This is a genomic window from Erwinia sp. AK-PDG3-5 (genome assembly GCF_056821705.1).
Genome location: NZ_CM165967.1, coordinates 3,180,525 through 3,206,929, shown reverse-complemented (window position 1 = coordinate 3,206,929; position 26,405 = coordinate 3,180,525). Strand labels below are relative to the sequence as shown.

General features: G+C 58.5%; 29 protein-coding genes. 16 read left to right on the top strand and 13 right to left on the bottom strand.

What is annotated here, in order from left to right; all coding sequences use genetic code 11:
* Positions 1-5: 5 nt before the first annotated feature.
* Positions 6-1,901: a methyl-accepting chemotaxis protein gene (locus AC1UKS_RS14835; RefSeq protein ID WP_482434261.1), complete on the top strand. Its 1,896-nt coding sequence runs from the start codon at positions 6-8 to the stop codon at positions 1,899-1,901.
* 122 nt (positions 1,902-2,023) lie between these two features.
* On the top strand, positions 2,024-2,566 hold the full coding sequence (idi, locus tag AC1UKS_RS14830; RefSeq protein ID WP_482434259.1) for an isopentenyl-diphosphate Delta-isomerase: 543 nt from the start codon (positions 2,024-2,026) through the stop codon (positions 2,564-2,566).
* 32 nt (positions 2,567-2,598) lie between these two features.
* Here the strand turns inward: idi and AC1UKS_RS14825 are convergent, their stop codons facing one another.
* A complete protein-coding gene (locus tag AC1UKS_RS14825) occupies positions 2,599-4,068 on the bottom strand; it encodes an MFS transporter (RefSeq protein ID WP_482434258.1) in 1,470 nt (489 codons plus the stop codon).
* A gap of 220 nt (positions 4,069-4,288) precedes the next feature.
* Between AC1UKS_RS14825 and osmF the strand changes: the two genes are divergently transcribed.
* Genes osmF through AC1UKS_RS14805 form a run of 4 tightly spaced genes read left to right on the top strand, consistent with a single transcriptional unit; the run spans position 4,289 to position 8,073 of the window.
* Positions 4,289-5,209 (top strand): glycine betaine ABC transporter substrate-binding protein OsmF, encoded by a 921-nt coding sequence (osmF, locus tag AC1UKS_RS14820; RefSeq protein ID WP_265911826.1) that lies wholly within the window; start codon positions 4,289-4,291, stop codon positions 5,207-5,209.
* Between the two features lie 47 nt (positions 5,210-5,256).
* Positions 5,257-6,417: an ABC transporter permease gene (locus AC1UKS_RS14815; protein ID WP_482434257.1), complete on the top strand. Its 1,161-nt coding sequence runs from the start codon at positions 5,257-5,259 to the stop codon at positions 6,415-6,417.
* Positions 6,414-7,346, top strand: a complete 933-nt coding sequence (locus AC1UKS_RS14810; RefSeq protein WP_482434255.1) for an ABC transporter ATP-binding protein — start codon at positions 6,414-6,416, stop codon at positions 7,344-7,346. The genes AC1UKS_RS14815 and AC1UKS_RS14810 overlap by 4 nt, the downstream gene beginning before the upstream one ends.
* Position 7,347: 1 nt before the next feature.
* The gene (locus AC1UKS_RS14805) at positions 7,348-8,073 is read left to right on the top strand and encodes an ABC transporter permease (protein ID WP_265911830.1); all 726 of its coding nucleotides are present in this window, start codon (positions 7,348-7,350) and stop codon (positions 8,071-8,073) included.
* Here AC1UKS_RS14805 and AC1UKS_RS14800 read toward each other — a convergent pair.
* From AC1UKS_RS14800 to AC1UKS_RS14755, 10 genes are all read right to left on the bottom strand, one after another.
* The gene (locus AC1UKS_RS14800) at positions 8,060-8,164 is read right to left on the bottom strand and encodes a protein YohO (protein WP_265911831.1); all 105 of its coding nucleotides are present in this window, start codon (positions 8,162-8,164) and stop codon (positions 8,060-8,062) included. The genes AC1UKS_RS14805 and AC1UKS_RS14800 overlap by 14 nt on opposite strands.
* Before the next feature lie 85 nt (positions 8,165-8,249).
* A complete protein-coding gene (locus AC1UKS_RS14795) occupies positions 8,250-8,783 on the bottom strand; it encodes a DUF3833 domain-containing protein (RefSeq protein ID WP_265911832.1) in 534 nt (177 codons plus the stop codon).
* The gene (locus tag AC1UKS_RS14790; RefSeq protein ID WP_482434254.1) at positions 8,783-9,295 is read right to left on the bottom strand and encodes a hypothetical protein; all 513 of its coding nucleotides are present in this window, start codon (positions 9,293-9,295) and stop codon (positions 8,783-8,785) included. The genes AC1UKS_RS14795 and AC1UKS_RS14790 overlap by 1 nt, the downstream gene beginning before the upstream one ends.
* Positions 9,292-9,777 carry a DUF2878 domain-containing protein gene (locus tag AC1UKS_RS14785; RefSeq protein WP_482434253.1) on the bottom strand — a complete coding sequence of 162 codons (486 nt, stop codon included), beginning with the start codon at positions 9,775-9,777 and terminating at the stop codon, positions 9,292-9,294. The genes AC1UKS_RS14790 and AC1UKS_RS14785 overlap by 4 nt, the downstream gene beginning before the upstream one ends.
* Positions 9,774-11,003, bottom strand: coding sequence for a class I SAM-dependent methyltransferase (locus AC1UKS_RS14780; RefSeq protein ID WP_482434252.1), 1,230 nt, complete (start codon positions 11,001-11,003; stop codon positions 9,774-9,776). Before AC1UKS_RS14780 ends, AC1UKS_RS14785 begins: the two co-directional genes overlap by 4 nt.
* 3 nt (positions 11,004-11,006) lie before the next feature.
* Positions 11,007-11,720, bottom strand: a complete 714-nt coding sequence (locus tag AC1UKS_RS14775) for a DUF1365 domain-containing protein (protein ID WP_013201416.1) — start codon at positions 11,718-11,720, stop codon at positions 11,007-11,009.
* On the bottom strand, positions 11,717-12,982 hold the full coding sequence (locus AC1UKS_RS14770) for an NAD(P)/FAD-dependent oxidoreductase (protein WP_265911837.1): 1,266 nt from the start codon (positions 12,980-12,982) through the stop codon (positions 11,717-11,719). Before AC1UKS_RS14770 ends, AC1UKS_RS14775 begins: the two co-directional genes overlap by 4 nt.
* Before the next feature lie 3 nt (positions 12,983-12,985).
* A complete protein-coding gene (locus AC1UKS_RS14765) occupies positions 12,986-13,702 on the bottom strand; it encodes an SDR family NAD(P)-dependent oxidoreductase (protein ID WP_151037902.1) in 717 nt (238 codons plus the stop codon).
* On the bottom strand, positions 13,699-14,130 hold the full coding sequence (locus AC1UKS_RS14760; RefSeq protein WP_482434250.1) for a nuclear transport factor 2 family protein: 432 nt from the start codon (positions 14,128-14,130) through the stop codon (positions 13,699-13,701). Before AC1UKS_RS14760 ends, AC1UKS_RS14765 begins: the two co-directional genes overlap by 4 nt.
* A 10-nt stretch (positions 14,131-14,140) precedes the next feature.
* Positions 14,141-14,878 (bottom strand): MerR family transcriptional regulator, encoded by a 738-nt coding sequence (locus AC1UKS_RS14755; RefSeq protein WP_482434249.1) that lies wholly within the window; start codon positions 14,876-14,878, stop codon positions 14,141-14,143.
* A gap of 145 nt (positions 14,879-15,023) precedes the next feature.
* On the opposite strand from AC1UKS_RS14755, the gene AC1UKS_RS14750 reads away from it, so the two are divergent.
* Together AC1UKS_RS14750 and AC1UKS_RS14745 are read left to right on the top strand one after the other, a co-directional pair.
* Complete coding sequence (locus AC1UKS_RS14750; protein WP_482434247.1) at positions 15,024-15,590, top strand: helix-turn-helix domain-containing protein; 567 nt, start codon at positions 15,024-15,026, stop codon at positions 15,588-15,590.
* Positions 15,587-16,108, top strand: a complete 522-nt coding sequence (locus tag AC1UKS_RS14745) for a GNAT family N-acetyltransferase (RefSeq protein ID WP_482434246.1) — start codon at positions 15,587-15,589, stop codon at positions 16,106-16,108. The genes AC1UKS_RS14750 and AC1UKS_RS14745 overlap by 4 nt, the downstream gene beginning before the upstream one ends.
* Positions 16,109-16,147: 39 nt before the next feature.
* Here the strand turns inward: AC1UKS_RS14745 and AC1UKS_RS14740 are convergent, their stop codons facing one another.
* The gene (locus AC1UKS_RS14740; RefSeq protein WP_482434245.1) at positions 16,148-17,098 is read right to left on the bottom strand and encodes a LysR family transcriptional regulator; all 951 of its coding nucleotides are present in this window, start codon (positions 17,096-17,098) and stop codon (positions 16,148-16,150) included.
* 172 nt (positions 17,099-17,270) lie between these two features.
* Between AC1UKS_RS14740 and argH the strand changes: the two genes are divergently transcribed.
* The 8 genes from argH (at position 17,271) to AC1UKS_RS14700 (ending at position 25,160) form a co-directional block, all read left to right on the top strand.
* Positions 17,271-18,698 carry an argininosuccinate lyase gene (gene argH, locus AC1UKS_RS14735; protein WP_482434243.1) on the top strand — a complete coding sequence of 476 codons (1,428 nt, stop codon included), beginning with the start codon at positions 17,271-17,273 and terminating at the stop codon, positions 18,696-18,698.
* 29 nt (positions 18,699-18,727) lie between these two features.
* Positions 18,728-19,600 (top strand): amino acid ABC transporter permease, encoded by an 873-nt coding sequence (locus tag AC1UKS_RS14730; RefSeq protein WP_482434241.1) that lies wholly within the window; start codon positions 18,728-18,730, stop codon positions 19,598-19,600.
* 12 nt (positions 19,601-19,612) lie between these two features.
* Positions 19,613-20,377 carry an amino acid ABC transporter ATP-binding protein gene (locus AC1UKS_RS14725; RefSeq protein ID WP_482434239.1) on the top strand — a complete coding sequence of 255 codons (765 nt, stop codon included), beginning with the start codon at positions 19,613-19,615 and terminating at the stop codon, positions 20,375-20,377.
* 17 nt (positions 20,378-20,394) lie between these two features.
* Entirely contained in the window at positions 20,395-21,216 is an 822-nt protein-coding gene (locus tag AC1UKS_RS14720; protein WP_482434237.1) for an ABC transporter substrate-binding protein, read from the top strand.
* A 2-nt stretch (positions 21,217-21,218) separates the two neighbouring features.
* Positions 21,219-22,067 (top strand): polysaccharide deacetylase family protein, encoded by an 849-nt coding sequence (locus AC1UKS_RS14715; RefSeq protein ID WP_482437004.1) that lies wholly within the window; start codon positions 21,219-21,221, stop codon positions 22,065-22,067.
* The gene (locus AC1UKS_RS14710) at positions 22,060-22,941 is read left to right on the top strand and encodes a polysaccharide deacetylase family protein (RefSeq protein WP_482434236.1); all 882 of its coding nucleotides are present in this window, start codon (positions 22,060-22,062) and stop codon (positions 22,939-22,941) included. Before AC1UKS_RS14715 ends, AC1UKS_RS14710 begins: the two co-directional genes overlap by 8 nt.
* On the top strand, positions 22,938-24,299 hold the full coding sequence (locus tag AC1UKS_RS14705) for an MmgE/PrpD family protein (protein WP_482434234.1): 1,362 nt from the start codon (positions 22,938-22,940) through the stop codon (positions 24,297-24,299). Before AC1UKS_RS14710 ends, AC1UKS_RS14705 begins: the two co-directional genes overlap by 4 nt.
* Positions 24,300-24,383: 84 nt before the next feature.
* Positions 24,384-25,160: a DUF3750 domain-containing protein gene (locus tag AC1UKS_RS14700; protein WP_482434232.1), complete on the top strand. Its 777-nt coding sequence runs from the start codon at positions 24,384-24,386 to the stop codon at positions 25,158-25,160.
* Positions 25,161-25,317: 157 nt separating this feature from the next.
* Here the strand turns inward: AC1UKS_RS14700 and AC1UKS_RS14695 are convergent, their stop codons facing one another.
* On the bottom strand, positions 25,318-26,403 hold the full coding sequence (locus tag AC1UKS_RS14695; protein ID WP_053145912.1) for an iron-containing alcohol dehydrogenase family protein: 1,086 nt from the start codon (positions 26,401-26,403) through the stop codon (positions 25,318-25,320).
* Positions 26,404-26,405 lie beyond the last annotated feature (2 nt).

Here is a 26,405-nt window from a genome sequence, read left to right as displayed (position 1 = left end):
TCGTCATGTTGAAAACAACCCAGGCCAGATTTACCCTCCTGATCGTCGGCTTTTTTGCGTTACTGCTGTTGATCACGGTAGTGGTAATTAAAATGTTTGTTGCGCCCCAGCTTACGACCAATGAGAGTCGTCTGGTGCGCTATGAAGTGGAAACGATCGGTGCCCGTATTACTGAGATGATGAACCGTATCCAGGCGCAACAGCGCAGCATTACGGAATCCGCCGCGGTGCTCGACAGCGCGGCTATCGACACCGTGTTACCGGCGTTAGTGAACCAGTATCAGGACGTGAACGTGTTTGGCGGCGGCATCTGGCCACTGCCAAAAATGCGGGATGCGGCGAAAGATAAGTTCAGTACGTTTTTTGCCCGTGACAGCAGCAACACCCTGCAGGTCAACACCTTCTGGAACTCCGCCGAAGCGCCAAATTACTACGAGCAGTCGTGGTACAAAGACGGCCTGGCGGCGGCCAAAGGCCAGTGTGCCTGGGCGAAAGCCTATCAGGATGCGGCCAGCCCGCAACCCCGTACCAACTGCGCGATGGGCATCTATCGTAACGGCGCAGCCTGGGGCGTTGCCACAATCGACGTGACGCTGGGCTTCTTCAACCATCTGGCGAAAGAGATGGGCGATGCGGTGCAGGGTCAGGTGCTGATTGTCGAAGCTGACGGTAAGGTCGTTGGCGATGCCAGCCTGATCGACAGCACGCCAAAACTGCGTAACCTCAGCGAGCTGACCACGCCAATGGCGGCATCCCTGCGCACCGCGCTGACTTCGGCCGGCAGCGAAGCGTCGCAGAGCACCTATGACGGTGAAGACGGCAACCATACGCTGTTTGTACAGCAGATCAGCGGCAGTCCGTGGTTTATCGCCAGCGACGTCCCGACGGCGTTACTGTCCAAACAAACCAACTCGATCCTGTCCCGTCTGGGCCTGGTGCAAATCCCGTTAGCGATCCTGCTGTTGCTGGTGCTGCTGGGCTTTATCCGTACCATGATGAAACGTCTGTCCGGCCTGAATGACAACATACTGGCGCTGTCGACCGGCGGTGCGGATTTGACGCAGCGCCTGCCCAACAGCAGCAGCCCGGAATTCAATGCGGTTGCCCAAAGCTTCAACAGCTTTATTGAATACCTGCAGGGGCTGATCCGTCAGGTGGGTGAGAGCGCGATGGCGATCACCTCAGCGTCGAAAGAGATTGCCAGCGGCAACCTCGATCTGTCCGCCAGGACCGAAGAGCAGTCCAGCTCCATCGTGCAGACGGCGGCTTCGATGGAAGAGTTAACCGGCACCGTGCGTCAGAACGCCGATAACGCCACCCATGCCAACCAGCTGGCGGGCGATGCGTCTCGCGTTGCCGCGCGTGGTTCCAACGTGGTGAAACAGGTGGTGGTCACCATGGGCGAGATCAATACCTCTTCCCGTAAGGTGGTGGATATCATCAGCGTGATCGACAGCATCGCTTTCCAGACCAACATTCTGGCACTGAATGCGGCGGTCGAAGCGGCGCGTGCCGGTGAGCAGGGCCGTGGATTTGCGGTGGTCGCTTCCGAAGTGCGTAATCTGGCCCAGCGTTCAGCGAACTCTGCCCGTGAGATTAAGAAACTGATTGAAGAATCGGTGGCGAATATCGATCAGGGCAGTCAGCTGGTGCAGGAAGCCGGCAGCACCATGGATGAGCTGATGAACGGTGTCAGCAGCGTTACCACCTTAATGTCAGAAATCATGTCTGCCAGCCGCGAGCAGAGTATGGGCATCGACCAGGTGAACACTGCCATCACCCAACTGGACAGCACCACCCAGCAGAACGCCTCGCTGGTTGAGCAGGTTTCCGCCGCCGCCCAGGCGATGGAAGAGCAAAGCGTTCAGCTGGAACTGGTGGTCAGCAGCTTCAAGTTATAATCCTCCGTCCCGCCGCCCACAGGGCAGTTTTGTGCTGCCCTGTCATAATTCCGCACGATTTCATGCAGCCGAAATGTCCTAAGCTGTGCCACAATGTGTGAGATTAGTCCTAAGGAGGGCGCATGTCTGCAATCGAAGTTATCCTGGTTGATCGTCACGATCGTCCCATCGGCAGGATGGAAAAGCTGGAGGTTCATCAGAAAGGTTTACTGCATCGCGCGGTAACCGTTTACGTGTTCAACTCCCGCCACCAACTGTTGCTTCAGCAGCGCGCCATGGACAAATACCACTGTGGTGGCTTGTGGAGTAACACCACCTGCGGTCACCCGTTCCCCCAGGAATCGACGCAACATGCGGCCGAGCGCCGTCTGCGTGAAGAGATGGGTATGCGTCTGTCGCTGGATCCGGCGTTCGAGCTGAGCTACAACCTGCCGATGGGCAACGGCTTAACCGAACACGAATACGGCCACGTCTTTTTTGCCTTTAGCGATGAGCAGCCGCAGCCCAACCCGGAAGAAGCGGGAGGCTGGCGTTATGCTTCACTGAATGACATCGGGCAGGAGATGCAACGTTACCCGGAGCGCTTCACGCCGTGGTTCCTGCACACCTTTGCCCGCATTCCCCCGGCGTTTAAGCAGTTCACCGCGCAACAGCTTGCGGGCTGAACCTCAGCCCGCATCGGCAGTTATCCTTGCGCTTACTGCGCAAAATCCTCCGCATCCACATCGTAACCTGACGGTTCCCAGCGAATAGCCAGCAGGGCGATCAGCCCGGCCAACGGCGCCAGCGCAATAATCCAGAACACATTGGTACTGAATGCCGCCGACAGCAGCGGGAACAGGAACAGCGACGCGGTAGAGCTGGCGCGCATCAGGGTCTGATTGAAGCCAACGCCCACGCCGCGTAACGAGGTGGGATAGCTGAGCGAGGCAAAGGTCATGGTATGGGAGCCAGGACCAAATCCCTGGCCCAACAGGAACAGCGCCAGCATGCCGATCGACACCGCCGCTTCCGCACCGTCGGCGGGACGGCCAACCAGCGCCAGCCCAATCAATGCGGCAAACTGGAAACTGTAGCCAAGGGTTGTCATCTTCCACGCGCCAAATCTTGGCACCAGCCGCACCGCCAGGATGCCGCCGACAAAGGCAAACAGCAGATTTAACGCCAGCGACACCAGAATGGTGGTCAGCATCGACTGGGCAAGGAAGCTGGAGAGGATCACCGGCAGGCCAAAGGCCACGGCGTTATAGGCAAAGGCAGAGGCAATCGCCGTCACGGTCGCCAGAAGGGTACGACGCAGGTAAACGCCTTTCAGCAGTTCACCATAGTTGCGCCAGCTGGCCTTGCGGGTGGCTTTGGCCGGCGTCAGGTCTGCGTCTTCCGCCACATGGGCATTGATGCCGTAAGAGCTGCGCAGGATCGCCGCCGCACCCTTTAAATCCCCCTGATTGGCTGCCCACACCGGTGACTCGCTCATATAGCGGCTGCGGATGCAGATAATCAGAATGGCCGGCACCGCGCCGAAGCCCAGAATGATGCGCCACAGTAAGCCGGAGTGGGCTTCTGGCAGCACGGAATAGAAGAACAGCACCAGCAGATAGGAAATCGAAATCGCCGCATACCAGGTGGGGCACCACATGGCGATACTGGCGGCTTTGTTGCCGCGCCCTTTCAGCTTGGAAAACTCGGCGAGGAACGCCATCGCCACCGGCAAATCAATCCCGACCCCTAACCCCATCACAAAGCGCGCGGCGGTGAGTACATACTCATTCGGTGCGAAGGCACAGGCCAGCGCGGCAAACACGAAGAAAAACATATCGGCCATAAACACCCGATAGCGGCCAATTTTATCGGTCAGATAGCCGCCGAGCAGCGCGCCGACAATGGCCCCAAACGCAATCGCCGACGCCACCATGCCCGCGCCGGTTGGCGACAGACCAAATTCTTTGGTGACATCCTTCATGCCAAAGGCCAGAGCGCCAAGGTCGTAAGCGTCGAGAAACACCCCGCCCAGCGCAATGCCGATCACGATACGGGCGTTACTGCGGGCCTGGGTGCTGGTGTTAACCAGATGAGATACGTCCGCGGCGCGACGGATAGTAAAGGCTTCCCCCGTCGGCGCACTCCCTGCAATGGCGACGTGCGCCGAAGATGCTAAGTCAGTCATGATGTTATGGTCTTTTTTTTAAGAATAAGCCCAGAGAATACTCCCGGAGATGACAGAGTTAAATGCCTGATGGTTATAAGTTACAACGAAATGCCCGTTGAAAAAGAGCGGGCGAAAGGGTTCTCTCTCTGAGAGGCGGCTCGGGGTTTTTAGCCGTCTGGCTTTCTCTGCTGATTTATTAGGCTACGCTTGTTACTAACCTTCAGGAAAGGAACAGAAAATGTCGCAAAGAACAGGGCGTACAGCCTTACTGGCACTGGCCGGATTACTGGCTCTGACCACAACCGCGCAGGCGGCAGACCCGGTCAAAGTCGGTTCGAAAATTGATACCGAAGGATCGTTACTGGGTAATATCATCCTGCAGGTGCTGGATAAGCACGGGGTGAAAACGGTCAATAAGGTGCAGCTCGGCACCACCCAGGTGGTCAGAGGCGCGATCACCGCCGGCGAACTGGACATCTATCCCGAGTACACCGGCAACGGTGCTTTCTTCTTCAATGATGAAAAGGATCCTGCGTGGAAAAATGCCAAAGCAGGCTACGAGAAGGTGAAGAAGCTGGATCAAGAGAAAAACAAACTGACCTGGCTGACGCCGGCCCCGGCAAATAACACCTGGACGATTGCGGTACGCAGCGATCTGGCCGACAAGAATAAGCTGAAATCACTCGACGATCTCAGCGCCTGGCTGAAGAAGGGCGGTGAGTTCAAACTGGCGGCGTCGGCCGAGTTTATCGAACGCGCCGATGCGTTACCGGCGTTCCAGAAAGCCTATGGCTTCACCCTGAAACAGGATCAGCTGCTGTCGCTGGCCGGGGGTGATACTGCGGTGACTATCAAGGCGGCGGCGCAGCAGACCTCCGGCGTGAATGCGGCGATGGCTTATGGCACCGACGGTCCGGTCGCGGCGCTGGGACTGCAAACCCTGAGCGATCCAAAAGGGGTGCAGCCAATCTATGCGCCAACGCCGGTGATCCGCGATGCGGTGCTGAAAGCCTATCCGCAGATTGCCGACTGGCTGAAACCGGTCTTTGCCTCGCTGGACGAGAAAACGCTGCAGGAACTGAACGCAAAAATTGCCGTAGAAGGCCAGGATGCGAAAACGGTGGCGGCGGACTATTTGCAGCAGAAAAAACTGTTGTAGGGTGAGCCCGGGCCGGACGCACCGGCCCGCAAGGTAGTGGGAAAATTTTGCGCCTCCAACTTCATAATCGGGTTTTGCTGACGCTGGCTGTGCTGCTGGCCGTTGCCGCAGCCAGCTTGCCCTTTCTGAATTACGCCCCTAACCGGCTGGTTTCCGGCCAGCCATTGCCGCTGCATCAGCTGTTGCAGGGCGTGCAATGGCTGCTGCCCGTGCCGGTCATTCTGCTGTTGCTGCTGGCTTTTCTGCCGGTTTCCCGTCGACATCTGGTGCTGACGCTGCTGCTGAGCGAAGGGCTGTTTATCGCCCTGATCGCCTTTAGCGGCCATCAGGCGACACTGCTTTCGCAACAGGGCAGCCCTCTGGCCAGAACCTCGTGGGGCAGCGGCTTCTGGCTGAGCGGCGGGCTTTGTCTGCTTATCGCGGCGGATACGATTTCCCGCCTGACGCCGCAGGTCTTCTGGCGGCTGCTGTTGAATGGTCAAATCTGGCTACCGGTCATCGTTTTTTTACTGAACGGTCAGCTGGAACAGATGGCGCTGTTGAAGGAGTACGCCAACCGTCGGGAAGTGTTCGATCAGGCTTTCTCGCGCCATCTGTTGCTGCTGGTCGGCACCCTGCTCCCAACGCTGGCCATCGGCATTCCGCTCGGCTGGTGGTGCGCCAAAAAAGCGGCGGTGCAGTCACCGGTGTTTGCCGTGCTGAATGTGATCCAGACCGTGCCTTCCGTGGCGTTGTTCGGCCTGCTGATTGCGCCGTTAGCCGGACTGGCCCGCGCCTTTCCCTGGTTATCCGAACTGGGTATCAGCGGGATTGGCATGGCGCCCGCGCTAATAGCCCTGGTGCTGTATGCGCTGTTACCGCTGGTGCGTAGCGTGGTCGCCGGGTTGCAGCAGGTGCCGAAAGAGGTGATTGAAACCGCAGAAGGGATGGGCATGACCCGTGCTCAAATTTTCTGGCAGGCGGAAGTGCCGCTGGCGCTGCCGGTGCTGCTGACCGGCCTGCGGGTGATTGCCGTTCAGACCGTCGGCATGGCGGTCATCGCCGCACTGATTGGCGCCGGCGGATTCGGGGCGATCATCTTCCAGGGCCTGCTCAGCAGCGCGCTGGAGCTGGTGCTGCTGGGAGTGATCCCGGTGATTGCCATGGCGGTGGTTATCGATGCCCTGTTCAAATTTGTTCTTTCCGTTATTGAGGCGAAGCGCCAATGATCCACTTTAACCAGGTCAGCAAACATTTTGCCGGGAAGCCAGCGGTCAGCGATTTAACGTTGAATATCGCCAAAGGCGAATTTACCGTGCTGATCGGCACGTCCGGCTCCGGTAAGTCCACCACGCTAAAGATGATCAACCGGCTGATCGAACATGACCAGGGCACCATCGAATTTGCCGGTGAGGAGATCCGCAGCTTCAATCCGCAGATCCTGCGCCGCCGGATGGGCTATGCCATCCAGTCCATTGGCCTGTTCCCGCACTGGACGGTGGAAAAGAATATCGCCACCGTACCGGCGCTACTCAACTGGTCAAAGCAGCGGATTGCCGAACGCGTCACCGAACTGCTGGCGTTGCTCAATCTCGACGAGCAGTTTCGCCACCGTTTTCCGCACCAGCTTTCCGGCGGTCAGCAGCAGCGCGTCGGCGTGGCCCGCGCGCTGGCGGCCGATCCCGAAGTGCTGCTGATGGATGAGCCGTTTGGCGCGCTGGATCCGGTCACGCGCGCGGCGTTACAGCAGGAAATCGCCCGTATTCACCAGATTTCTGGCCGTACCATTGTACTGGTGACCCACGATATCGACGAAGCGCTGGCGCTGGCCGACCGACTGGTGCTGATGGACGGCGGCAAGGTGATCCAGCAGGGGACGCCGGTCGAATTGCTGACCCAACCCGCCAACGATTTTGTGCGGGATTTCTTCGGCCGCAGCGAGCTGGGCATTCGCCTGCTGTCGCTGGGAAACGTTGGCGCGGCGGCGCGGCGCGGCGAATGGCTGGAAGAGGAAGCCATCCCGGAAGAGATGACGCTGCGTGAGGCACTGTCGCAGTTTATCGCGCGCCAGACCGACCGCCTGCCGGTGATCGACCGCCAGCAAAAGCCGCTGGGCGTGCTGCACTTCGCCGATTTGCTGCGGCAGAGGAGGGAGTAACATGCGCGGAATAAGGGATCCGTTGCTGTGGCTGATCGCGGTGTTTGTCGCACTGTTAGTGTTGATGCCTTACAGCCAGCCGCTGTTCGCCAGCTGGTTTCCAGAACTGGATCGGCCGATGTACCGGCAGGACAGTTTTCTGCAACTGGCGCTGGCGCATATCGAACTGGTGGCGGTCTCCAGCCTGTTTGCGGTGATTGTCGGCATGGGCGCCGGGATTTTTGTCACCCGTCCGGCGGGAAAAGAGTTTCGTTCGCTGATTGAAACGCTGGTGGCGGCGGGGCAAACCTTTCCGCCCGTCGCCGTGCTGGCGATTGCGGTGCCGATCATGGGATTTGGCGAGAAGCCAGCCATCATCGCGCTGTTTCTTTACGGCCTGCTGCCGATCCTGCAAGGTACGCTGGCGGGCATTGGCGCTGTGCCGGCCAGTGCCCGCGAAATTGCAGAAGGTGTGGGAATGAGTTCCTGGCAGATCTTGCGCAAAGTCGAATTGCCGCTGGCGGCCAGCGTCATTGTGGCGGGGATCCGCACCTCGGTGATCATCAATATTGGCACCGCCGCGATTGCGTCAACCGTCGGCGCCAAAACGCTGGGGTCGCCGGTGATTATCGGGCTAAGCGGGTTCAATACCGCGTATGTGATTCAGGGTGCCTGCCTGGTGGCGCTGCTGGCTATCGTTACCGACCGCCTGTTTGAGCGCCTGCAAAAACGCTTCAGGAACGGATAAGCAGGGTATAACCGGTCAGCATCACGCCGCCAATGCCGCCAAGCGCCATTAACAGGAAGATGAAGATGACGCCAATTTTTTGCAAGTTCATGCCGGTATGTCCGTGGTGGTCTGCCGCTGAAAGAGGGCGAAGTATAACGCCATTCGCCCTCGCGGGTTAAGCCTTTGCTGTCATTTTATTGCCCGGCCGGCTGCTCTTTGTTGAAGAAAATGGTGACGCGCGCCACTTCAATGCCCAGTTTTTTCAACGACGTCACGTTCATCAGGTGCGTGGCATCCTGCTGATAAATCCAGTCGTCAAAGTTCAGCGTATAGCTGCTGCTGTCGGTTTTAACCGTCATCGCGTACTGCCAGTTGAAGGCGTTGCCCGCCGCATGGCCTTTGGCGGTGCCGATAATATCGCCTGCGGTGCCGACATAACTGCCATCCTCCAGCTTGCGGATATGCCAGACGCGGCTCTGTTTTTCCCCATCATCATAGGCAAACTGCTCGTTGAGGGTCAGCGTTGGGCCCACCACCGTGCCCTTGATGGTCACTTCAAAACGGCGGATCTGTTTGCCGCTGTAATCCTGCACCATTCCCCAGGCACGGGACTCGCCGTTAAACCACTGGAAGATATCTATCTTCGGCTGGGCCTGCTGATAGTCTTCTATTTTCGCGCCGCAACCTGTCAGCAGCAGCGCACCAATTAACATCAGGGATTTCCACATCAGCTACCTCCGGTCAGTGCCCGACGGATGTCGGGATAGGTGGTTTTTTCTGAAAGCCAGATGGCCAGGAAGGCGTCGCGGAAAGCCGGATCAAAAGGCTGCCCCAGCGGTTTGATTGGGGAAGCGATCCCCGGCGCCTGCCAGTAAAACTGTCCACCCTGTTGGCTGGCCTGAAACGCCAGTCGGGTGCCGTCCGTGACGTCGGGCCACAGTCGGTTTAACGCGCTAAGCCACGCCTGACGCTGGCTAAGGGTGCCAATGTTTTGCGCCTGCCACTGCTCTGCGGTGGCCTGAGTCAGATCCTGATGGCTGATGTCGCGGCGGTAGGTGATCACCAACGCTAACGGCCACTGCTGCGGCGTAAACGTGCCCGCCGGTGTAAACAGCTGCGAATCGTAAACCGTAAACGGTCCCCAGGTCAGCGTGGCTTTCCCCACCGTCTGCCAGCGCTGCCAGTCGGAGGCTTGCGCCAGGGGCGAGAGTACCAGCAGCAGCAGCAGCAGCGATCTCATCTCTCACTCCTTTGCAGCAGCCTGCGGGTAAGCGGCAGATAAATCGCCCAGCCGATGGCCATCAGGCCAAAGACTTTTAACGGCGACGCGGTCAGTTCCATCCCGCCTAGCCGCTCACCGAGATAATAGGTGAACGGACCAACAACGGCGCCCAGCACCGCCAGCAACGGTCCGCTTAAGGCGTAGCGGTGCTGGCACAGCGGCCACCAGCAGGCATAGGCCAGCCATAACGACAGCATCCACAGCGGCACCCACTGTGCCTCCGCGAAATGGAACAAATCCAGCCACAGCCACAGGCTGTCCATGGCGATACCCACCAGCGCCACGGCTAACACCCGCAGCCGCAGGGTGGCACCGCTGGCCCACCAGGCCAGCAGCGCAATGACCACTAACGCGTAAACCGCGCGCTCGCGCAACCCGACAGCCAGCGCCCAGTAGAGGTCAAACCCGAGCGTCAGCAGCCAGAAGCGCAGGGTGCTCATGTTCGCTCCGCGGTGAGCTGAACGGTACCGATAGTTTTCGCGCGGAAGCCCGCTTCGCAGTAGCAGAGATAGAACAGCCACATGCGGCGGAAGTGTTCGTCAAAGCGGCCTTTTTCCAGCTGCGGCCAGGCGTGATCGAAGCGGTGCCGCCACTCCTGCAACGTGCGCGCGTAATCCAGCCCCATCTCAAACAGATCCAGGCTGACGAAATCCGTCAGCTCGTTCATGGTCTTTTGCAGCAGGTTGACCGACGGTAAAAACCCGCCGGGGAAAATATAACGCTGGATAAAATCGACGCCCCGCGCATAGCTGTCGAAGCGTTCTTCGCTGATGGTGATCGCCTGAAGGGCCATGCGGCCGCCGGGTTTAACCAGCTGCTGACAGCGTTCGAAAAACAGCGGGATATAGTTTTTTCCCACCGCTTCGATCATTTCGATCGACACCAGCTTGTCGTACTGACCGGTCAGATTGCGGTAATCCTCTTTCAGCACCGTGACCCGATCGCCAAGCCCCGCCGTCTGAATACGCTGGCAGCTGTAGTCGTACTGCTCCTGGGAAATGGTGGTGGTGGTCACCCGGCAGCCATACTCGCGTGCTGCGAACTCGGCCATCGCGCCCCAACCGGTGCCGATTTCCAGCAGATGATCGTTGGGACCCAGCCCCAGCTTGACGCACAGACGGCGCATTTTTTCCTGCTGCGCCTGTTCCAGCGTCATCTCCGGCTGCTTGTAGCAGGCACTCGAATAGAGCATCGCCCGGTCGAGAAACGCGGTGTAGAAATCGTTGCCCAGGTCATAATGGGCGGCGATATTGCGCTTCGCCTGTTTCACGCTGTTGCGGCGAAACGCATGGCGCATCCTGTTCAGCGGCGACGACATCCAGCTCAGCCGCGACTCCAGCTTATCCAGCACCGGCATATTGGTGGCCAGCGTCAGGATCACCGCCGTCAAATCTGGCGTATCCCAGTCACCGTCCATATAGGTTTCCGCTGCGGCAATGCTGCCGCCGAACAACACCCGACGATAAGCGCTGGAGTGATGAACCACCACTTCAGCCTGGATCGCCGCCTGGCTGTCGCCAAAGAAATGGGTGCCGAGGTGCGGATCGTGCAGACGCAGACCCGCCCCTTGCAGATGTTGCAACAGAGAAAAAATCAGTCGTCGTGAGGTGGACAAACGTTTGCCCGCTTTACCGCGACGGGTCAGGGTCAGTTCCGGTATACACATCCGCTATTTCTCCGACTTGGGGTGGTCATAGATCGGCGCGCCTTTGCGCCACAACTTCCAGGCCTGCCAGTAAATGGCCAGTCCGGTTCTCAGGGTGATCAGCGGAAACCGCCACAGATGGTGGCGCAAGGTCTTGCGGGTCAGCGGCTGATGACGCAGGTGCAGCGTGGCATCAAATTCGCGACCGGCCCGGTGATTCTCAATGTGCACCGACAACGATTTGCCGGGCGCGGAAAGCCGCCAGTGATAGACCATATCCATCGGGTTAAACGGCGAAACGTGAAATGCTTTCTGCGTGGTTTCGCTGCCGTCTGGCTTCACCGCATAGGTATGGCGTTCGTTCCACGGCGTATTGCGCACTTCGGCCAGCATCCAGCGCAGGCTGTCGGCGTCATCGTAGAGGTAGTAAAAATTCACCGGGTTAAACGCGCTACCGAGATAGCGCAACTGGGTCAGTAACATCACCCGGCCGTTGAGCTGCTCGCCGGTCAGCTCGGCAATCCGCGTTTGCGCCCGCTGCTTAATGTCGCCGCCGCCAAGATAATCCTCCTGGCAAAAAGAGGCCCAGGAAAACTTGCCGGGCCGGATGCCGACGCTGCGCAGCAGTGGCAGCTCATCAAGGTCAATCAGCGGCATAAAGATGCGGTAGCTGAACTGATGATCAACCGGGGTAAAACGCCGGTGACGCACGTGGCCGCTGTAAAGGGCGCTGTTCATAGCAATCCCGCCTGTTCCATGCCGGCCACCACATCCAGCCCGCTGCGAATGCCGTCTTCATGGAAGCCGTTATAGCTCCATGCGCCGCAGAACCAGCTGCGGTTACCGCCATTCAGCCGCAGCCGTTCGGTCTGGGTGATCAGGCTTTGCAGGCTGAACTGCGGGTGATGGTAGCTATAGCGCCCCAGCACTTTGGCCGGATCGATCGGTTGCGTGGCATTCAGCGAGACACAAAAGGTCTCGGATGACTTGATGCCCTGCAAAATGTTCATGTTGTAGGTGACGCTGGCCCCCAACAGCTCGTCGCCGGCCTGCGTATCATCCAGACGGTAGTTCCAGCTGGCCCAGGCGCGGCGGTTTTCCGGCAGCAGCGACGTATCGGTATGCAGGATCACTTCGTTGGCGCTGTAAGGCACGCCCAGCAGCATCTCGCGTTCTTCTGCGGTGGCATCGGCCAGCAGGTTCAGCGTCTGGTCACTGTGGCAGGCGAAAATCACCTGGTCATAGCTCTCCTCACCGCGTGCGCTGTGCAGAGTCACACCCTGAGGATGACGCACCGCTTTCAGCACCGGTGTGGCAAGATGCACGGTGAGCTTGTCGCCCACCAGCGCGATCAGCCGGCGGATATATTCTCTGGACCCGCCTGGCACCACATACCACTGTGGGCGCTGGCTCAAATCCAGCAGGCCGTGATGGTTAAAGAAGTGCAGAAACAGCGACAGCGGCATCTGACGGATCTCGGCCAGTGACGTCGACCAGATCGCCGCGCCCATCGGCAGAATATAATGCTGGGCGAAGAACTGGCTGAAGCCCTCTTGCTGCAAAAAATCATCCAGCGTTCCCTGCTCCGACTGATGTTCCAGCCAGGCCTTGCCGCGCTTATTGAAACGCACAATTTCCATCAGGAATCGCCAGAAACTCGGCTTAAACAGGTTGCTGCGTTGAGCAAACAGCGTGCTCAGCGTATGGCCGTTGTACTCCAGGCCGCTGCGATTGTTGCGCACCGAAAAACTCATCTCGGTCGGCCTGCTTTCCAGCCCCAGTTCGGCGATCAGCGACAGAAAACGCGGATAGGTCCGATCGTTGTAAACGATAAAACCGGTATCAATCGCCCAGCGTTTGCCCGCCAGTTCCACATCAACCGTCGCGGTATGGCCGCCGAGCGTGTCGCCGGCCTCATACAGATGCACTTCTGCTTTGTTGGCCAGCTTCCATGCACAGCTGAGCCCGGAAATCCCACTGCCTACAATCGCAATTCTCAAAGATTACCTCGCTATCTGTTGGGTAAGCAGACGCTGTAGCGCTACCGGCAGACGGGAGGTCATGCGCAGAATAAAGGAGAGCAGGCGCGGGAAGGAGATCTCCGCTTTGCCTTTCGCCAGGCCTTCACGAATGCAGCGCGAGGCCTGATTAACGTTGATGATCATTGGCATCGGAAAATCGTTGCGCTCGGTCAGGGGAGTATCGACAAAACCGGGCTGCACCAGGCTGATGGCGATTTGCTGACGCTTCAGATCCTGGGCCAGGCTGCGGGCGAAATAGGCCAGCGCGGCTTTGGAGGCGCCATAGGCTTCGGCCCGTGGCATCGGCACCAGGCTGGCGGTCGAACCGACCAGCGCCACCCGGCTGCCGGGGGCCAGCTGCGGCAGCAGCACGTCCAGACAGTTCACCGGGCCGTTGAAATTGGTGCTCATCACCCGATGGACTTTCTCCGCTTCCACCACGCCGTGATTAAGGTATTCACAGGTGCCGGCACAGAGGATCACCAGGCTGGCACTTTTACCCAGCAGCGCCTGGCGGGTCTCATTCAGATCGGTGATATCAAATACGCACAGCACGATGTCGCTGTGGTGTTCCCGCAGCGTTTCCAGCTTGGCGCGATTTCTGCCGCATGCGGTAACGTGCCAGCCGTCGGCGGCATAATCGAGCGCCAGTTGGTAACCAATTCCGGAGCTTGCGCCGGTAATTAACACCCGTTTCATGGTTGTAACCTCTTTTTAAGCTGCCTGATTACCGATCCCAGCACGGGGATCTTTTCGTACAGCATGGCGCCCATGTCGTAGTAATCGCGCTGAAAACTGATCTTATCGTCGCGGAACTGGATGTAGCTGCTGCCCTCCAGCGTCTGCTCCGCGCCGCCTTGCAGGGAAGGATGCGCGTAGAACATCCGCCAGATCAGCAGGGCGTTATGGTCAAAATGGTGAGTCTGCGAGACGTCAAACCGGCAGTAGCGCAGGTTTTTCAGCAGTGAAGAAAAGTAGTCCGAGACCACCGGCAGCCCGCGATGTTCACCGACCGGGTCTGCCAGGCAGATATCAGAGTGGTAAATGTCGGCCAGTTGATTGAGCTTGCTGGCCTCCAGCGTCTGGTAAAACGCCACCAGTCTGCCCAGCGTTTCCTGCTGTGTCATATACCACTCCTCAGCCTCTGCTGTTGATATAGGTGATTAAGAACCCCTGTTCGTGCCAGTGCGTCAGCTGTTCCTGCTGTCGGCGGGTGAGGGGTTTACCGGTGAACACAAAGATTTTTTGGCCCGGAAACAGTTCAGGGCGCGGCATCTCAAGGGGTTCAGCCAGCACATCGATTCGCCAACCCTGCTGCGACAGCCGCCATGCTTCTAACCAGAGTCGCGTGCGGTCTTCATTGGCCCAGCCCATCAGCAACGCATCCTTGCCGGGTTTTTTACGCGAACCGGTTAAACAGAAGGCGACATAATCAATTAAAGCACCATCCAGCAAACTGCACATGGTCCTGGCGGTATTTTGATCCAGTCCCAGCCGCTGCCTGATTGGGATGAAAACGTGGTCAATCAGTACATCTGCCGGATTTTCACGACCGGTTGTCGCGATTTTTGCGCGAAGTTTTGCTGGGCGAACATGACGGAGGACCGCCATCATTTCTTCCTGCAGTGTGACCCATCCATCATGGACGTTAACGTTTTCGCCTTCTAACAGCGCCTTCACCTTGCCGACAGGGACGCCACTTTGCACCCAGCGCTTAATCTCTTCGATGCGAAGAATATCTTCGTCATCAAACTGGCGGTGACCGCCTTCGGTCCGCTGGGGTTTTAATAAGCCGTAGCGACGCTGCCATGCCCGTAGCGTGACGGGATTGATACCGCAGCGGACTGCGACGTCACCAATACTGTACAATGCCATTCATTTCCTCAGGATCTGCCCACTCCACCTAACCGTAGCGAACTCTCCATTGCTGTACAACTATTATTTTTCTGTACAAGTTGAAGTTCACACTAAATCCCTGTAGATCTCAATTTAGAGAAACTTTCCCTTTTATGAGATTTTTATGGAACCTCTTGCCAATACCGACCGACGTCTGGCCCAGCGGCTGGCGGATTTACGCCTGGAAAAAGGCTGGTCGCTGGAAACCCTGGCTGAGCTGACCGGCATCAGCCGGGCCTCTTTGTCGCGCATTGAGCGGGGCGAAACCAGCCCAACCGCCGCGCTGATGAACCGCCTGTGCATTGCCTACGGCCTAACCATGTCGCGTCTGTTGAGTGAGGTTGAAGAGCAGGGACCGCAGCATCTGCGCGCGGCCGCGCAGACCGTCTGGCAGGACCGCGAAAATGGCTATCACCGGCGCAGCGTTTCACCGCCGGCCACCCCTTTTCATGCTGAGCTGGTGGAAGGGCGTTTGCAGAGCGGGGCGCTGATTGAATATGACGCGCCGCCCGTAGAAGGCATTGAACAACATATCTGGATGCTCGCCGGCGTGCTGGAGTTCAGCATGAACGACGCGCAGTGGCGGCTGGAAGCCGGTGATTGCCTGCGCTTTCACCTGTTTGGCCGCTCCTCTTTCCACGCGCCGGAGGCCGAAGGTGCGCATTACGCGTTGGTGGTGTGTCGTCCATGAATGAAATTCAGTATCAGCTTCTCAGTGCAGAACAGGCAGCCAGTGAACAGGACGCGTTGTACAACGTTCTCCACGGCTGTGTGGCAGAAGGTGCCAGCATTGGTTTTATCTCGCAGGATCCGCAGCCCATGCTCACTTTCTGGCAGGGCGTGGTGGCCCACCTTGCCAGTGGCGAGAAACGGTTAATCGTGGCCCGCCAGCAGGGCGAGATTGTGGCAACGGTGATGCTGGTGTTGGGCATGATGCCCAACGGTCAGCATCGTGCGGAAATCGCCAAGCTGCTGGTGCATCCGAAAGCCAGACGGCAGGGCATCGCCCGCGAATTACTGCATCAGGCGGAAAAACAGGCTGAGCAGGAGGGAAGAACCCTGTTGGTGCTGGATACCCGCAGCGGCGATGTGGCAGAGCAACTGTATCTGGCGCAGGGCTGGCAGATAAGCGGTCAGATCCCGCATTATGCGCTCTCCACCGAAGGGGTGTTTGATGCCACCACGGTGATGTTTAAACGGGTGGGCTGAAAAAAACGCCAAGGGTGCGCATCATGATAGTGCATGCGCTCAGGCTATTCCCAGCGAATCCATAAACAGCTTAATAATCTGATTTATCTTGCGGCCTTTTTTTATTATCAGACAGAAAGGCGTATGCACCTGCAACGCATCCGGGCCGACGGCGCGGATGCTATTTTCCTGCACATAGCGTTCGGCATAATGCATCGGTAAATAGCCAATAAAATGTCCGGTCAGGATCAGCATCGCCACCGCTTCAACCTGTACCGCCTGAATGTTGCTCTCATTAAAGGCAAAAAGCTTATTGGCATGGCGATGTGTGACGTAAGTATGATTAATAATTTTTTGTTGTTTTAATAATTCAAGTGTAATGTCAGCATCCGCCATCGAAAATAACGCATGCTCACTGCTGCAATATAATGCCGAGGTTTCGCTATAGGCAGAATAATAATCAAAGTCACTTTTCTCATCATAAACCGGCGCGATAGCACAATTAAAACGGCCCTCATTTAATCCTTTTTCAATATCATCCAGATGTGCGGTTTGCAGCCGGATGTTTACTTTTGGTGCAGCAATATGCAGTCGCTGCACGGCTTTGGTGACCGGCGAATGCGGGTCAGAAATGGTGTTATCGACCACGGTAATACTCAGGTCGCCCAGCAGTTCATTGCGGCTGTTATGCAGCCTGTCGCGGAAGGTATTCAGCGACGAAAACAGCTCCAGCGTGGCCTGATAAACGGTAATGCCGTACTCCGTCAGCTCAAAGCCTTCCCGCCCACGGCTGCACAGGGTCATCCCTAAACGGATCTCCAAATCCGACACCTGCTTACTGATTGCCGCCAGACCAATATTCAGTTCATGACTGGCCGAGGTCAGCCCGCCGGCTTCCACGACACATTTAAAGACACGCAATAACTTCAGGTCGACATTGTTAATGGTTACCGATGAATTGTCGCTGCGTGGATAATTCATGTTTCCTGTATTGGAAACCTTACTTTCCATAATAACTATTCAACCCCGGCATAAATACAGTGAAAGTAAGAGTGAACCTGAATCAGACAAGAAATACCAGACAGTACGCAAATATAACCTTTATTTATTGTTAAGGCTGCTTCCAGAGGGTTTTCTTATTCTCCTGCGGATCCGGCGTTAACCTCGCCATAAGAGAGAAATTATGTCAGACAGTGCCGATCGTTTATGGGGTGCCCGTTTTAAAACGCCACCAGCCGCCGCCTTAACCGCGCTGTCGCGCAGCCCTGAATATTATTTTGCACTGGCACCTTATGACCTCGCCGGCTGCCGGGCCCATGCGCACGAACTTCAGCGCGCGGGCCTGCTTACCGCAGAAGAAACCGGGCACATGACCGCCGCTATCGACCAGCTCGACCTGGATTATCGGGCAGGAAAGGTCGATCCGATCGCGGCTGACGAAGATGTTCACACCTTTATCGAACGCGTCCTGACCGAGCGGCTCGGCGCGCTGGGCGGCAAGCTGCGCGCCGGACGCTCCCGTAACGATCAGACCGTCAACGATCTGCGACTGTATCTGCGCGATAATGTCCGCAATATCACCACTGCATTGCTGGCGCTGCAGAAGGCATTGATTTTCCAGGCCGATCAGCACACCCACACCCTCGCGCCGGGTTTCACCCATCTTCAGCAGGCTCAGCCGATTGTCTTTGCTCATCAGCTGCTGGCCCATGCGCAGTCGTTCTCACGCGATATTGAACGTATTCAGGACTGGGATCACCGTAGCGCCTTCTCGCCACTCGGCGCAGCAGCAATGGCCGGTTCCGCCATTGCGCGTCGGCCGGAACTGGCGGCGAAAGAGCTGGGCTATCGCGCCCCGTGCGAGAACTCGATTGATGCCGTCGCCAGCCGCGACTACGTTGCTGAATTCCTGTTTATCACCAGCATGATCGGCGTCAACCTGTCGCGCATCAGCGAAGAGATCTGCCTGTGGACCTCCCGCCAGTTCCGCTGGGTAGAAATCAGCGACAGCTATGCCACCGGCAGCTCGATCATGCCGCAGAAAAAGAATCCGGATATTGCCGAGCTGACGCGCGGTCGTAGCGGCCGCCTGATCGGCAACCTGACGGCGATGCTGGCCACCATGAAGGCGATGCCGCTCTCCTATAACCGCGACCTGAGTGAAGACAAACGCAGCGCCATTGATTCGGTCGACACCCTGCTATTAGTGCTGCCTGCAATGGCCGGCATGATTGAAACCATGAAGGTCAACACCGGGGAGATGCTGGCTCAGGCCCCGGATGGCTTCACCCTCGCTACCGAAGTGGCTGACTGGCTGGCGATGCGCGGCGTGCCGTTTAAGGAAGCGCATGAGATCACCGGCAAACTGGTTCAGCTGTGTGAATTCCATCAGCAGGGCCTCTCCGATCTGACCGACGACCAGCTGGCTGAGGTCGATGCCCGGCTGACGCCGGAGGTGCGCAGTGCGCTGACGCTGGAAGCGGCGATCCATTCCCGCAATGGCTTCGGCGGCACCGCACCGGCGCGCGTCAGCGAGCAGATTACCCGTCTGAAAGCGCGTATCCAGCAGCAGGCCGAGTGGGTGAGCGTCTATCAGGGCCCTCGTCTGTAACTTCTCAGCCTACAACCTCCGGAGCCGGAATGAACAGTTCGCAAAACGTTACCGAGACGGGCAGGGCAGCCGACCCTGCTTACGATCTCAAGCGCTACCAGATGGTCCCCAAGCGCTATTACGGGCGTATCACCGCCACGGTGGTGATCATCCTGCTGCTCGGCTCGCTGGTGCATGCCTTTTCGCAGGGCAAAATCGAGTGGTCCTATGTCGGGCAGTTCTTTACCGCCCGCGCGATTCTGGACGGGGTGGTGAATACGCTGGTGATGTCGATTCTGGCGATGGCGCTGGGCATCTTCTTCGGCGTGGTGGCGGCGATTATGTATATGTCGCCCAACCCGGTGCTGCATTACCTCTCGGTCGGCTATGCCTGGGTCTTTCGCGGTACGCCGCTGATCCTCCAGCTGCTGCTGTGGTTTAACCTGGCGCTGGTGTTCCCGGTGATCGCCATTCCCGGCGTGTTCAGCGTCGAAACCGTCAACGTGATGACGCCGTTTGTCGCGGCGCTGCTGGGGCTGAGCATCAACCAGGGCGCCTACACCTCGGAAGTGGTGCGTGCCGGTCTGCTGTCCGTTGATACCGGCCAGTATGAAGCGGCGAAGTCGATTGGCATGCCGCGGCTGCAGGCGTTGCAGCGCATCATCCTGCCACAGGCGATGCGGGTGATCCTGCCGCCGGTCGGTAATGAATTTATCAGCATGATCAAAACCTCCAGCCTGGCGAGCATGATCCAGTACTCCGAACTGCTCTACAACACGCAGAACATCTACTACGCCAATGCGCGGGTGATGGAGCTGCTGTTCGTGGCGGGCATCTGGTATCTGATTATCGTCACCGTGCTGTCGTTCGGGCAGAGCCGCCTTGAGCGCTACTTCTCACGCGGCCAGCGCCGCCGCAACTAAGGAATTCCTGCGATGAGAAATATCGTCAGAGCCGTTGAGGTGAACAAGTACTTCGACCACTTCCATGCCCTGAAGGACGTCAGTCTGGAGGTGAATTACGGCGAGGTGATGTGCATTTTGGGGCCGTCCGGCTCCGGAAAAAGCACCTTTCTGCGCTGCATCAATCAGCTGGAGAGGGTCGATCAGGGCGGGATTTGGATCGACAACGAACTGGCCGGCTACCGCATGGCCGGCAACAAACTGCATCCGCTGAGCGACAAGCAAATTGCCCGTCAGCGCCTGCAAACCGGCATGGTTTTCCAGCGTTTTAATCTGTTCCCGCATAAAACTGCGCTGGAAAACGTGATTGAAGGGCCGTGCCGGGTGCTGTTGCGGCCAAAGCGGGAAGCCACGGAAGAAGCGATGGCGCTGCTGGATCGGGTGGGGCTAGCCAGTAAGGCGCACGCCTATCCGCAGGCGCTTTCCGGCGGACAACAACAGCGTGTGGCGATTGCCCGCGCGCTGGCGATGAAGCCCAAGCTGATGCTGTTCGACGAGCCAACCTCGGCGCTTGACCCGGAAATGGTCGGCGAAGTGTTGGCCGTGATGCGGACGCTGGCAAAAGAAGGAACCACGATGGTGGTGGTCACCCATGAAATGGGCTTTGCCCGTGAGGTGGCCAACCAGGTGGTGTTCATGGATGAAGGTCGCATTATCGAACGCGGTGCGCCCGAAGACATCCTGCTGAATCCGCAAAATCCGCGGATGCAGAATTTTATCAACGCCATTCTTCTTTAATAACCAGGGTAAATCAGATGAAAAAGATCGTGCTTACTGCCGTTGCTGCCGCTGTTCTGCTTAACTCCGCCGCCAGGGCTGCGGAGCTGCCTGCTGCCCTGAAAGCGAAAGGCGCACTGACCGTGGCCATCATGCCGAACTATCCACCAATGGAATTCAAAGATCCGGCGACCAATACCTTAACCGGCGTCGATGTCGACCTGGGCAACGCGATTGGCGAGAAGCTGGGCGTCAAAATCAACTGGCAGGAAATTGCTTTTGAACAGATGGTCAACGCCGTGTCGACTAAGCGTGTGGATATGGTGATGTCCGGCATGACCGACACCGCCGAACGTCAGAAGGTGGTCAGCTTTATCGACTACTTCACCACCGGACCGCAGTTCTACACCTTAGCGGCGCGCAAGGACATCAACAGCGCGACCGATTTGTGTGGCAAGAAAGTCGGCACCAGCCGTCGTACCACCTTCCCACAGGAAATCGCCAAATGGAGCCAGGCCAACTGCGAGGCCAAAGGTAAGCCCGCTATCGTGGTGGTCGGCGCGGAAGGCACGGCAGATGCACGTACCCAGCTGCGTCAGCGTCGTCTGGATGGCGCGGTGCAGGGCAGCGAAACCCTGCCTTACGTGATGAATCTGGAGAAAAACACCTACAAGCCATTGGATAAGGCGATTGCTTCGCAGTTCACCGGCATGGCGATCGACAAAAACGATCCGGCGCTGATTGCGGCGGTGCAGGGCGCGGTCAATGCGATGATCGCCGATGGCAGCTATGTGAAGATCCTCAGCAAATGGGGCCTGGCGGATAACGCCGTGAAAACAGCGACCGTGAACGGGAACTGATGATGACCTCACCTGACGTTCGCCCGCGCTGGCCGGAAGGCAAGCAGGGCTGTATGGCACTGGCCTTCGATCTCGATGGCCCTACCGGCGACGCGATGCTTAACGGTACGATCTGGCAGAAGCCCGAGTATTTTACCTTCGGCGGCTACGGCCCGTTCCGCGCGCTGGGGCGGATCCTCGATCTGCTGGAGCAGTTTGACGTTCCGGCCACCTTCTTTATTCCGGCGTGGGTGGTGGAGCAGTGGCCGCAGCAGTGTGCGGCTATCGTCGAAAAAGGGCATGAGGTGGCTTATCACGGTTACCGGCATGAGTCTTTCTATGCCCTCAGCGGCGAACAGCAGCGTCAGGTGATGGCGACATCGCGTGAAATTTTCTGGCAACACCTCGGCATCCGTGCCGAGGGGTTCCGCACGCCATCGGGCGACTGGCACCTCGAGACGCCCGGCATATTGCTCGACGCTGGCGTCACCTATTCCAGCAGTATGCGCGGCGACGACCGGCCCTACGCCATCGCCGTGCCGGGTTTTACGCAGAAGCTGGTGGAAATCCCCGGCAAATGGGAGATGGATGATTACGCGTCACTGGCCTATACCCGCGAGCCGGACTTCCCGAAAGGGCTGGATCGTACCGCCAGCTATGCCCTGACGCTGGATAACTGGTGCCGCGAATTTGATGGCGCAATGGACGAAGGGCTGTGTCTCACCACCCTGTTCCATCCGAAAATCAGCGGGAAACCGGGCCGCATTCTGTTGCTGGAACAATTTATCGCGCATATGCGCCAGCGCAACGTGTGGTTCGCCCGCTGCCGCGATGTCGCCCACTGGTATCTCAAGGAGCAGCAGCATGACTGAACCCACACGCTGGCCAGACGGGCAGCAATCTGCTGTGGTGCTGACCCTCGATTTCAATGATATTCACGGCATTCTGACGCAGACACCCGCCGTGGCCGGACGTGATAAAACCCTGTCGGTCTGGCGTTACGGCACGCTTCGCGGCATCGATCGCCTGCTGAAGCTGCTGGCAGAAAAAAACGTGCGCGCAAGCTGGTGTCTGCCCGCTATCGTGGCGGAAGAGAATCCTGAGGTGTTCGCGCGCATTGTCGCGGCGGGGCATGAAATCGCCGGGTGCGGCGATCGCCATCAGAATTTCGATAGCCTGACGCTGGCGGAGCAAGTAAGCAGCGTCACTGCGGGCTGCGACCGGCTGGAAGCCGCCTGCGGCCAACGTCCGGTGGGATTTCGCACGCCGGCCGGGCAGTGGAAACCGGGGCTGGCAGCGGCGCTGAGCGATCGCGGCATCCGCTGGTCTTCCAGCTGGCGCGGTGACGATTTGCCCTATTTTCATCCGGCCACCCGGCTGGTGGAACTGCCAATGCATTATGAACTGGAAGACGAGCCTTACTTCGCCTTCAACCTCAGCCCGGCCGTGCCGCCGGGGCAGTCGCGCATCGCCTCGTATCATCAGACGCTGGAAAATATGAAGCTCGATTTTCAGGGCTTCCACCGCTTTGGCCTGTGCTACGTCTTACGCCTGCATCCCGAAATCATCGGCACGGCCGGGCGCATTGGCCTGCTTGGCGAACTGCTGGACTTTATCCGCAGCCATGAAAAGGTCTGGCTGGCCAGCGCCGGGGAGGTGGCCGAGTGGTGGCAAACCCAGCCGGATAACGTTACTGAACATCCTGCGGAGATTTTCCAGCGCCAGCGTCTGGAGCAGCAAGCATGAGCCAGAGCATCAATCAGCTGGCCCGCTTTGTCGCCCAAACCACCTTCAGCGATCTGCCTGAGTCGCTGGTGGAGCGCGCTAAACGGCATATTTTGGATACCTTTGGCGCGACGCTTGCGGGCAGCAACAGCCCGATCGCGCTGGCCGTTCAGCAGACTGTGCGGGTTGAAGGCTGCGCGCCGGCTGCCCGCGTCTGGGGAAGTCCGATGGCCACTTCTCCACGCAATGCCGCCTGGCTGAACGGTATTGCGGCGCATATGTATGAGCTGGACGATACCGGGGGGTGCGATCACTCCGGGGCGGTGGTGCTGCCTGCGGTGATGGCGGTGCTGCCACTGTGCCCAGCTGATGTGACGGGACGCGAGCTGATTACCGCCGTGGTGTTGGGCTATGAGATTGGCCGCCGGGTGCTGGAAGCCTGCGGTGGCTATGCACCGCACAACGAAGCCGGTTGGCATTCCACCTCCACCTGCGGCGTATTTGGCGCGGCGGCGGCGGTGGCCTCATTACTTAAGCTTAATCAGAACCAAACGGTGCAGGCGATGGGGATAGCAGCCAGCTTTAGCGGCGGCTTATGGGGCTTTATCCATGACGGTTCGCAAAGCAAGAAGCTGCACGCCGGACGGGCCGCAGAGGGCGGGGTGCTGGCGGCGATGCTTGCCCAACAGGGGATCACCGGGGCATCACAAACCTTTGAGGATCTCTGGGGCGGTTTCCTTAAGACGTTGGCCCCTTCCAGCCGACAGCCGGACGCGCTGACCGCCGAACTGGGGCAGGTATGGAAACTCAACCGCTGTTCGATCAAGCCCTATGCCTCCTGTCGCGGCACGCATTCGGCGGTGGATGCCGTTGGCGAGCTGATGGCAGCACATCACTGTACCGCCGCAGAGATTGCCCGCCTGCACGTTTACCTCAATCCTTTCCTGCTGGAGATGTGCGGCAACAGCGATCTTGCAAGCCTGGCGGCGGCGCAGATGAGCCTGCCTTACGCGATGGCCGCACGCGTGCTGTATGGCCATGCGGGCCTCGCGGCGTATGACGCGGAAAAACGCGGCAGCACAGAGATGGCCGCCATGCTGGAACGCATTGTGCTGCATGTCGACGCCAGCCAGAACAGCAACGAAGAGCCGATTGTTGAGCTGGAAACGCTTCGCGGCGAACGCGGGCGTAAGCAGGTGACCGTTCCGCTGGGATCGCCGCAAAATCCATTGAGCGATGAGGCGTTGTTGCTGAAGTTTCAACAGCTGGCGGTCAGAGTGTTGCCGACGCAGCAAACCGCCGCCCTGGAATCGTATTGCCTGACGTTGGAGCAGCAGAGCGATATGCAGGAGCTGCTGCACCTGCTGACGGTGCATTAAAAAAATCCCCGCAGTTGACCTTCAGGCGCTGCGGGGGTTACTGTCCTTTATTGCCCGTTTTTCCCCCAGGTGGATCAAGGAACTATGCTCACGTTGAAAGTGTTAAGTATTGGATTTATTTGCATCATGCTGCTCTCTTTCGGCCAGAGTTACCTTAAAGCCTCGCAGAACGGTACGGCGATTACCGGTCAGAGTTGGTCCACCGCGAAACGGGATTCCGCCGGCATCGCCCCCGATCCGGTGGCCTTCAGGCAGACCGCCATTGTGCAGGTGTATATTGCGCCTGCCTTTAGCTGGCGCGGGCTGCTGGCCGTTCATCCGTGGATCATCTTTAAGAAGGTTGGCGAGACGCAGTTCCGCCGCTATGAAGTGGTGAGCTGGGGAAGTAACAACGTCATCAGAGAGAATTTCACCCTGCCGGACGGTTACTGGTTTGGCGGTCAGCCGCAGCTGATCGTCGATCACCGGGGCGCTGGCGCAGAGGCGATGATCCCGCAAATTGAAGCGGCAATTAAAAGCTATCCGTGGCCGCACACCTACCGCGTCTGGCCTGGCCCGAACAGCAATACCTTCCTGGCGCACATTGGCCGTGAAGTTCCCGCGCTGAGGCTCGATCTGCCCGCTAACGCCATCGGCAAAGATTTCCGGCCGCTGACCAATCCGGTGGGTTTGCCGCCGTCAGGACGCGGTTTCCAGGCCTCGCTGTTGGGCGTGCTGGGATTAACGCTGGGTGGGGAGGAAGGGCTGGAGATCAATATCCTCGGCTTCAATATGGGCGTGGACGTAAAGTCTCCCGCGCTGCGCCTGCCGTTTATCGGCCGCATTGGCAAAGCCCGGCTGGAAACGGAAAGCGGAAGCTAAGGTCTGCTGGAATCAACAGGCCGATAGCGAAAGCGAAGGCTGGTTGGATTATCCGGAGGAGAGCGAAAGCGAAGCTTTACTGGATAACCCGGAGGATAGCGTTTGCTGCGGGTTTACCGGCGCCGAAAGGCGCCGTTTTCACAGCTTACTTCGCGGCTCAGCGCTGCGCTGCCAGCGCTTCCACGCGGGCAATCGCCTGGTACAGCGCCTCGACGGTAACCGGTTCGGCCATGTTTTCCATATCCGGCGCGTGCACCGACTCGCGGACAATCACCTCCAGCTCTTCTTCCGTCAGCTCGGCAATCTCTTTCAGACTCAGCGGCACGCCGCATTTGTGCGCCAGATCCATCTCATGCAGCAACTCTTCATCACTACGATTTTCCAGCGCCAGCAGGCACAGATTGCCGTAGCCCACCAGCAGGCCGTGACCGAATTCGCGGGTTTTATCGCAGAAGGTAAAGCCTTCATAAATCGCGTGCGCGGCGGCAGCATGGGCACCATTGCTCATCAATGAGGTCAGGCCGGCAAAGGTAAAGATCACGTCCAGCGCCTGATCAAGATGATGGTCAGGCAGATTTTTGCGCACCGCCTCGACCGCTTTTGGGCCATGGGCTGCGATAATTTCATAACAGATATGGCTGTGCGCCAGCGACGAGCGGGCGTTGGCATCCAGCGCGGGGTGGCGCTGGCTGACCGCACGGAATTCGTACCACTTGGCCAGCGTATCGCCGAGGCCAGCCGCCAGCCAGCGCAGCGGTGCCAGCGCCAGCAGTTCGCTGTCGATAATCACCGCAGCTGGCGCCTGATGCAGCGGGAAGATATCGTGAAAATTGCCGTTATCATCGTAACGAATACTCAGCGGCGTCACCGCCGAACAGGTGGCGGCAATGGTTGGCAGGGTAATCACCGGGATATTGCATTCAGCGCCTACCGCCTTGCAGGTATCCAGCGACTTGCCGCCGCCGGTGGCGATAATCACATCCGCCCTTAACGCCATTGCCAGCTCACCCAGCCGGGCAATCTGCTTTAGCGAGGTTTCTCCGCCGAACCATTCGCAGCCGACCAGCGCCACTTCTGCATCCGCCAGCTGCGTTCGCACCTGCGGCTCCACCGCTTTCAGCGCCTGATGGCCGCCAATCAGCAACGCGCGCTGCCCCAGCTCGCGACAGATTTCTCCTAACTGATGAATCACCCCTGCGCCACGCAACACACGGGCCGGGAAAACCAGATTTTGTTCAGACATGA

Coding starts and splice junctions, on each gene's coding strand:
- AC1UKS_RS14835 (WP_482434261.1), top strand. CDS start 6: ATGTTGAAAACAACCCAGGCCAGATTTACCCTCCTGATCGTCGGCTTT.
- idi (WP_482434259.1), top strand. CDS start 2,024: ATGTCTGCAATCGAAGTTATCCTGGTTGATCGTCACGATCGTCCCATC.
- AC1UKS_RS14825 (WP_482434258.1), bottom strand. CDS start 4,068: ATGACTGACTTAGCATCTTCGGCGCACGTCGCCATTGCAGGGAGTGCG.
- osmF (WP_265911826.1), top strand. CDS start 4,289: ATGTCGCAAAGAACAGGGCGTACAGCCTTACTGGCACTGGCCGGATTA.
- AC1UKS_RS14810 (WP_482434255.1), top strand. CDS start 6,414: ATGATCCACTTTAACCAGGTCAGCAAACATTTTGCCGGGAAGCCAGCG.
- AC1UKS_RS14805 (WP_265911830.1), top strand. CDS start 7,348: ATGCGCGGAATAAGGGATCCGTTGCTGTGGCTGATCGCGGTGTTTGTC.
- AC1UKS_RS14800 (WP_265911831.1), bottom strand. CDS start 8,164: ATGAACTTGCAAAAAATTGGCGTCATCTTCATCTTCCTGTTAATGGCG.
- AC1UKS_RS14795 (WP_265911832.1), bottom strand. CDS start 8,783: ATGTGGAAATCCCTGATGTTAATTGGTGCGCTGCTGCTGACAGGTTGC.
- AC1UKS_RS14790 (WP_482434254.1), bottom strand. CDS start 9,295: ATGAGATCGCTGCTGCTGCTGCTGCTGGTACTCTCGCCCCTGGCGCAA.
- AC1UKS_RS14785 (WP_482434253.1), bottom strand. CDS start 9,777: ATGAGCACCCTGCGCTTCTGGCTGCTGACGCTCGGGTTTGACCTCTAC.
- AC1UKS_RS14780 (WP_482434252.1), bottom strand. CDS start 11,003: ATGTGTATACCGGAACTGACCCTGACCCGTCGCGGTAAAGCGGGCAAA.
- AC1UKS_RS14775 (WP_013201416.1), bottom strand. CDS start 11,720: ATGAACAGCGCCCTTTACAGCGGCCACGTGCGTCACCGGCGTTTTACC.
- AC1UKS_RS14765 (WP_151037902.1), bottom strand. CDS start 13,702: ATGAAACGGGTGTTAATTACCGGCGCAAGCTCCGGAATTGGTTACCAA.
- AC1UKS_RS14760 (WP_482434250.1), bottom strand. CDS start 14,130: ATGACACAGCAGGAAACGCTGGGCAGACTGGTGGCGTTTTACCAGACG.
- AC1UKS_RS14755 (WP_482434249.1), bottom strand. CDS start 14,878: ATGGCATTGTACAGTATTGGTGACGTCGCAGTCCGCTGCGGTATCAAT.
- AC1UKS_RS14750 (WP_482434247.1), top strand. CDS start 15,024: ATGGAACCTCTTGCCAATACCGACCGACGTCTGGCCCAGCGGCTGGCG.
- AC1UKS_RS14745 (WP_482434246.1), top strand. CDS start 15,587: ATGAATGAAATTCAGTATCAGCTTCTCAGTGCAGAACAGGCAGCCAGT.
- AC1UKS_RS14740 (WP_482434245.1), bottom strand. CDS start 17,098: ATGGAAAGTAAGGTTTCCAATACAGGAAACATGAATTATCCACGCAGC.
- argH (WP_482434243.1), top strand. CDS start 17,271: ATGTCAGACAGTGCCGATCGTTTATGGGGTGCCCGTTTTAAAACGCCA.
- AC1UKS_RS14730 (WP_482434241.1), top strand. CDS start 18,728: ATGAACAGTTCGCAAAACGTTACCGAGACGGGCAGGGCAGCCGACCCT.
- AC1UKS_RS14725 (WP_482434239.1), top strand. CDS start 19,613: ATGAGAAATATCGTCAGAGCCGTTGAGGTGAACAAGTACTTCGACCAC.
- AC1UKS_RS14720 (WP_482434237.1), top strand. CDS start 20,395: ATGAAAAAGATCGTGCTTACTGCCGTTGCTGCCGCTGTTCTGCTTAAC.
- AC1UKS_RS14715 (WP_482437004.1), top strand. CDS start 21,219: ATGACCTCACCTGACGTTCGCCCGCGCTGGCCGGAAGGCAAGCAGGGC.
- AC1UKS_RS14710 (WP_482434236.1), top strand. CDS start 22,060: ATGACTGAACCCACACGCTGGCCAGACGGGCAGCAATCTGCTGTGGTG.
- AC1UKS_RS14705 (WP_482434234.1), top strand. CDS start 22,938: ATGAGCCAGAGCATCAATCAGCTGGCCCGCTTTGTCGCCCAAACCACC.
- AC1UKS_RS14700 (WP_482434232.1), top strand. CDS start 24,384: ATGCTCACGTTGAAAGTGTTAAGTATTGGATTTATTTGCATCATGCTG.
- AC1UKS_RS14695 (WP_053145912.1), bottom strand. CDS start 26,403: ATGTCTGAACAAAATCTGGTTTTCCCGGCCCGTGTGTTGCGTGGCGCA.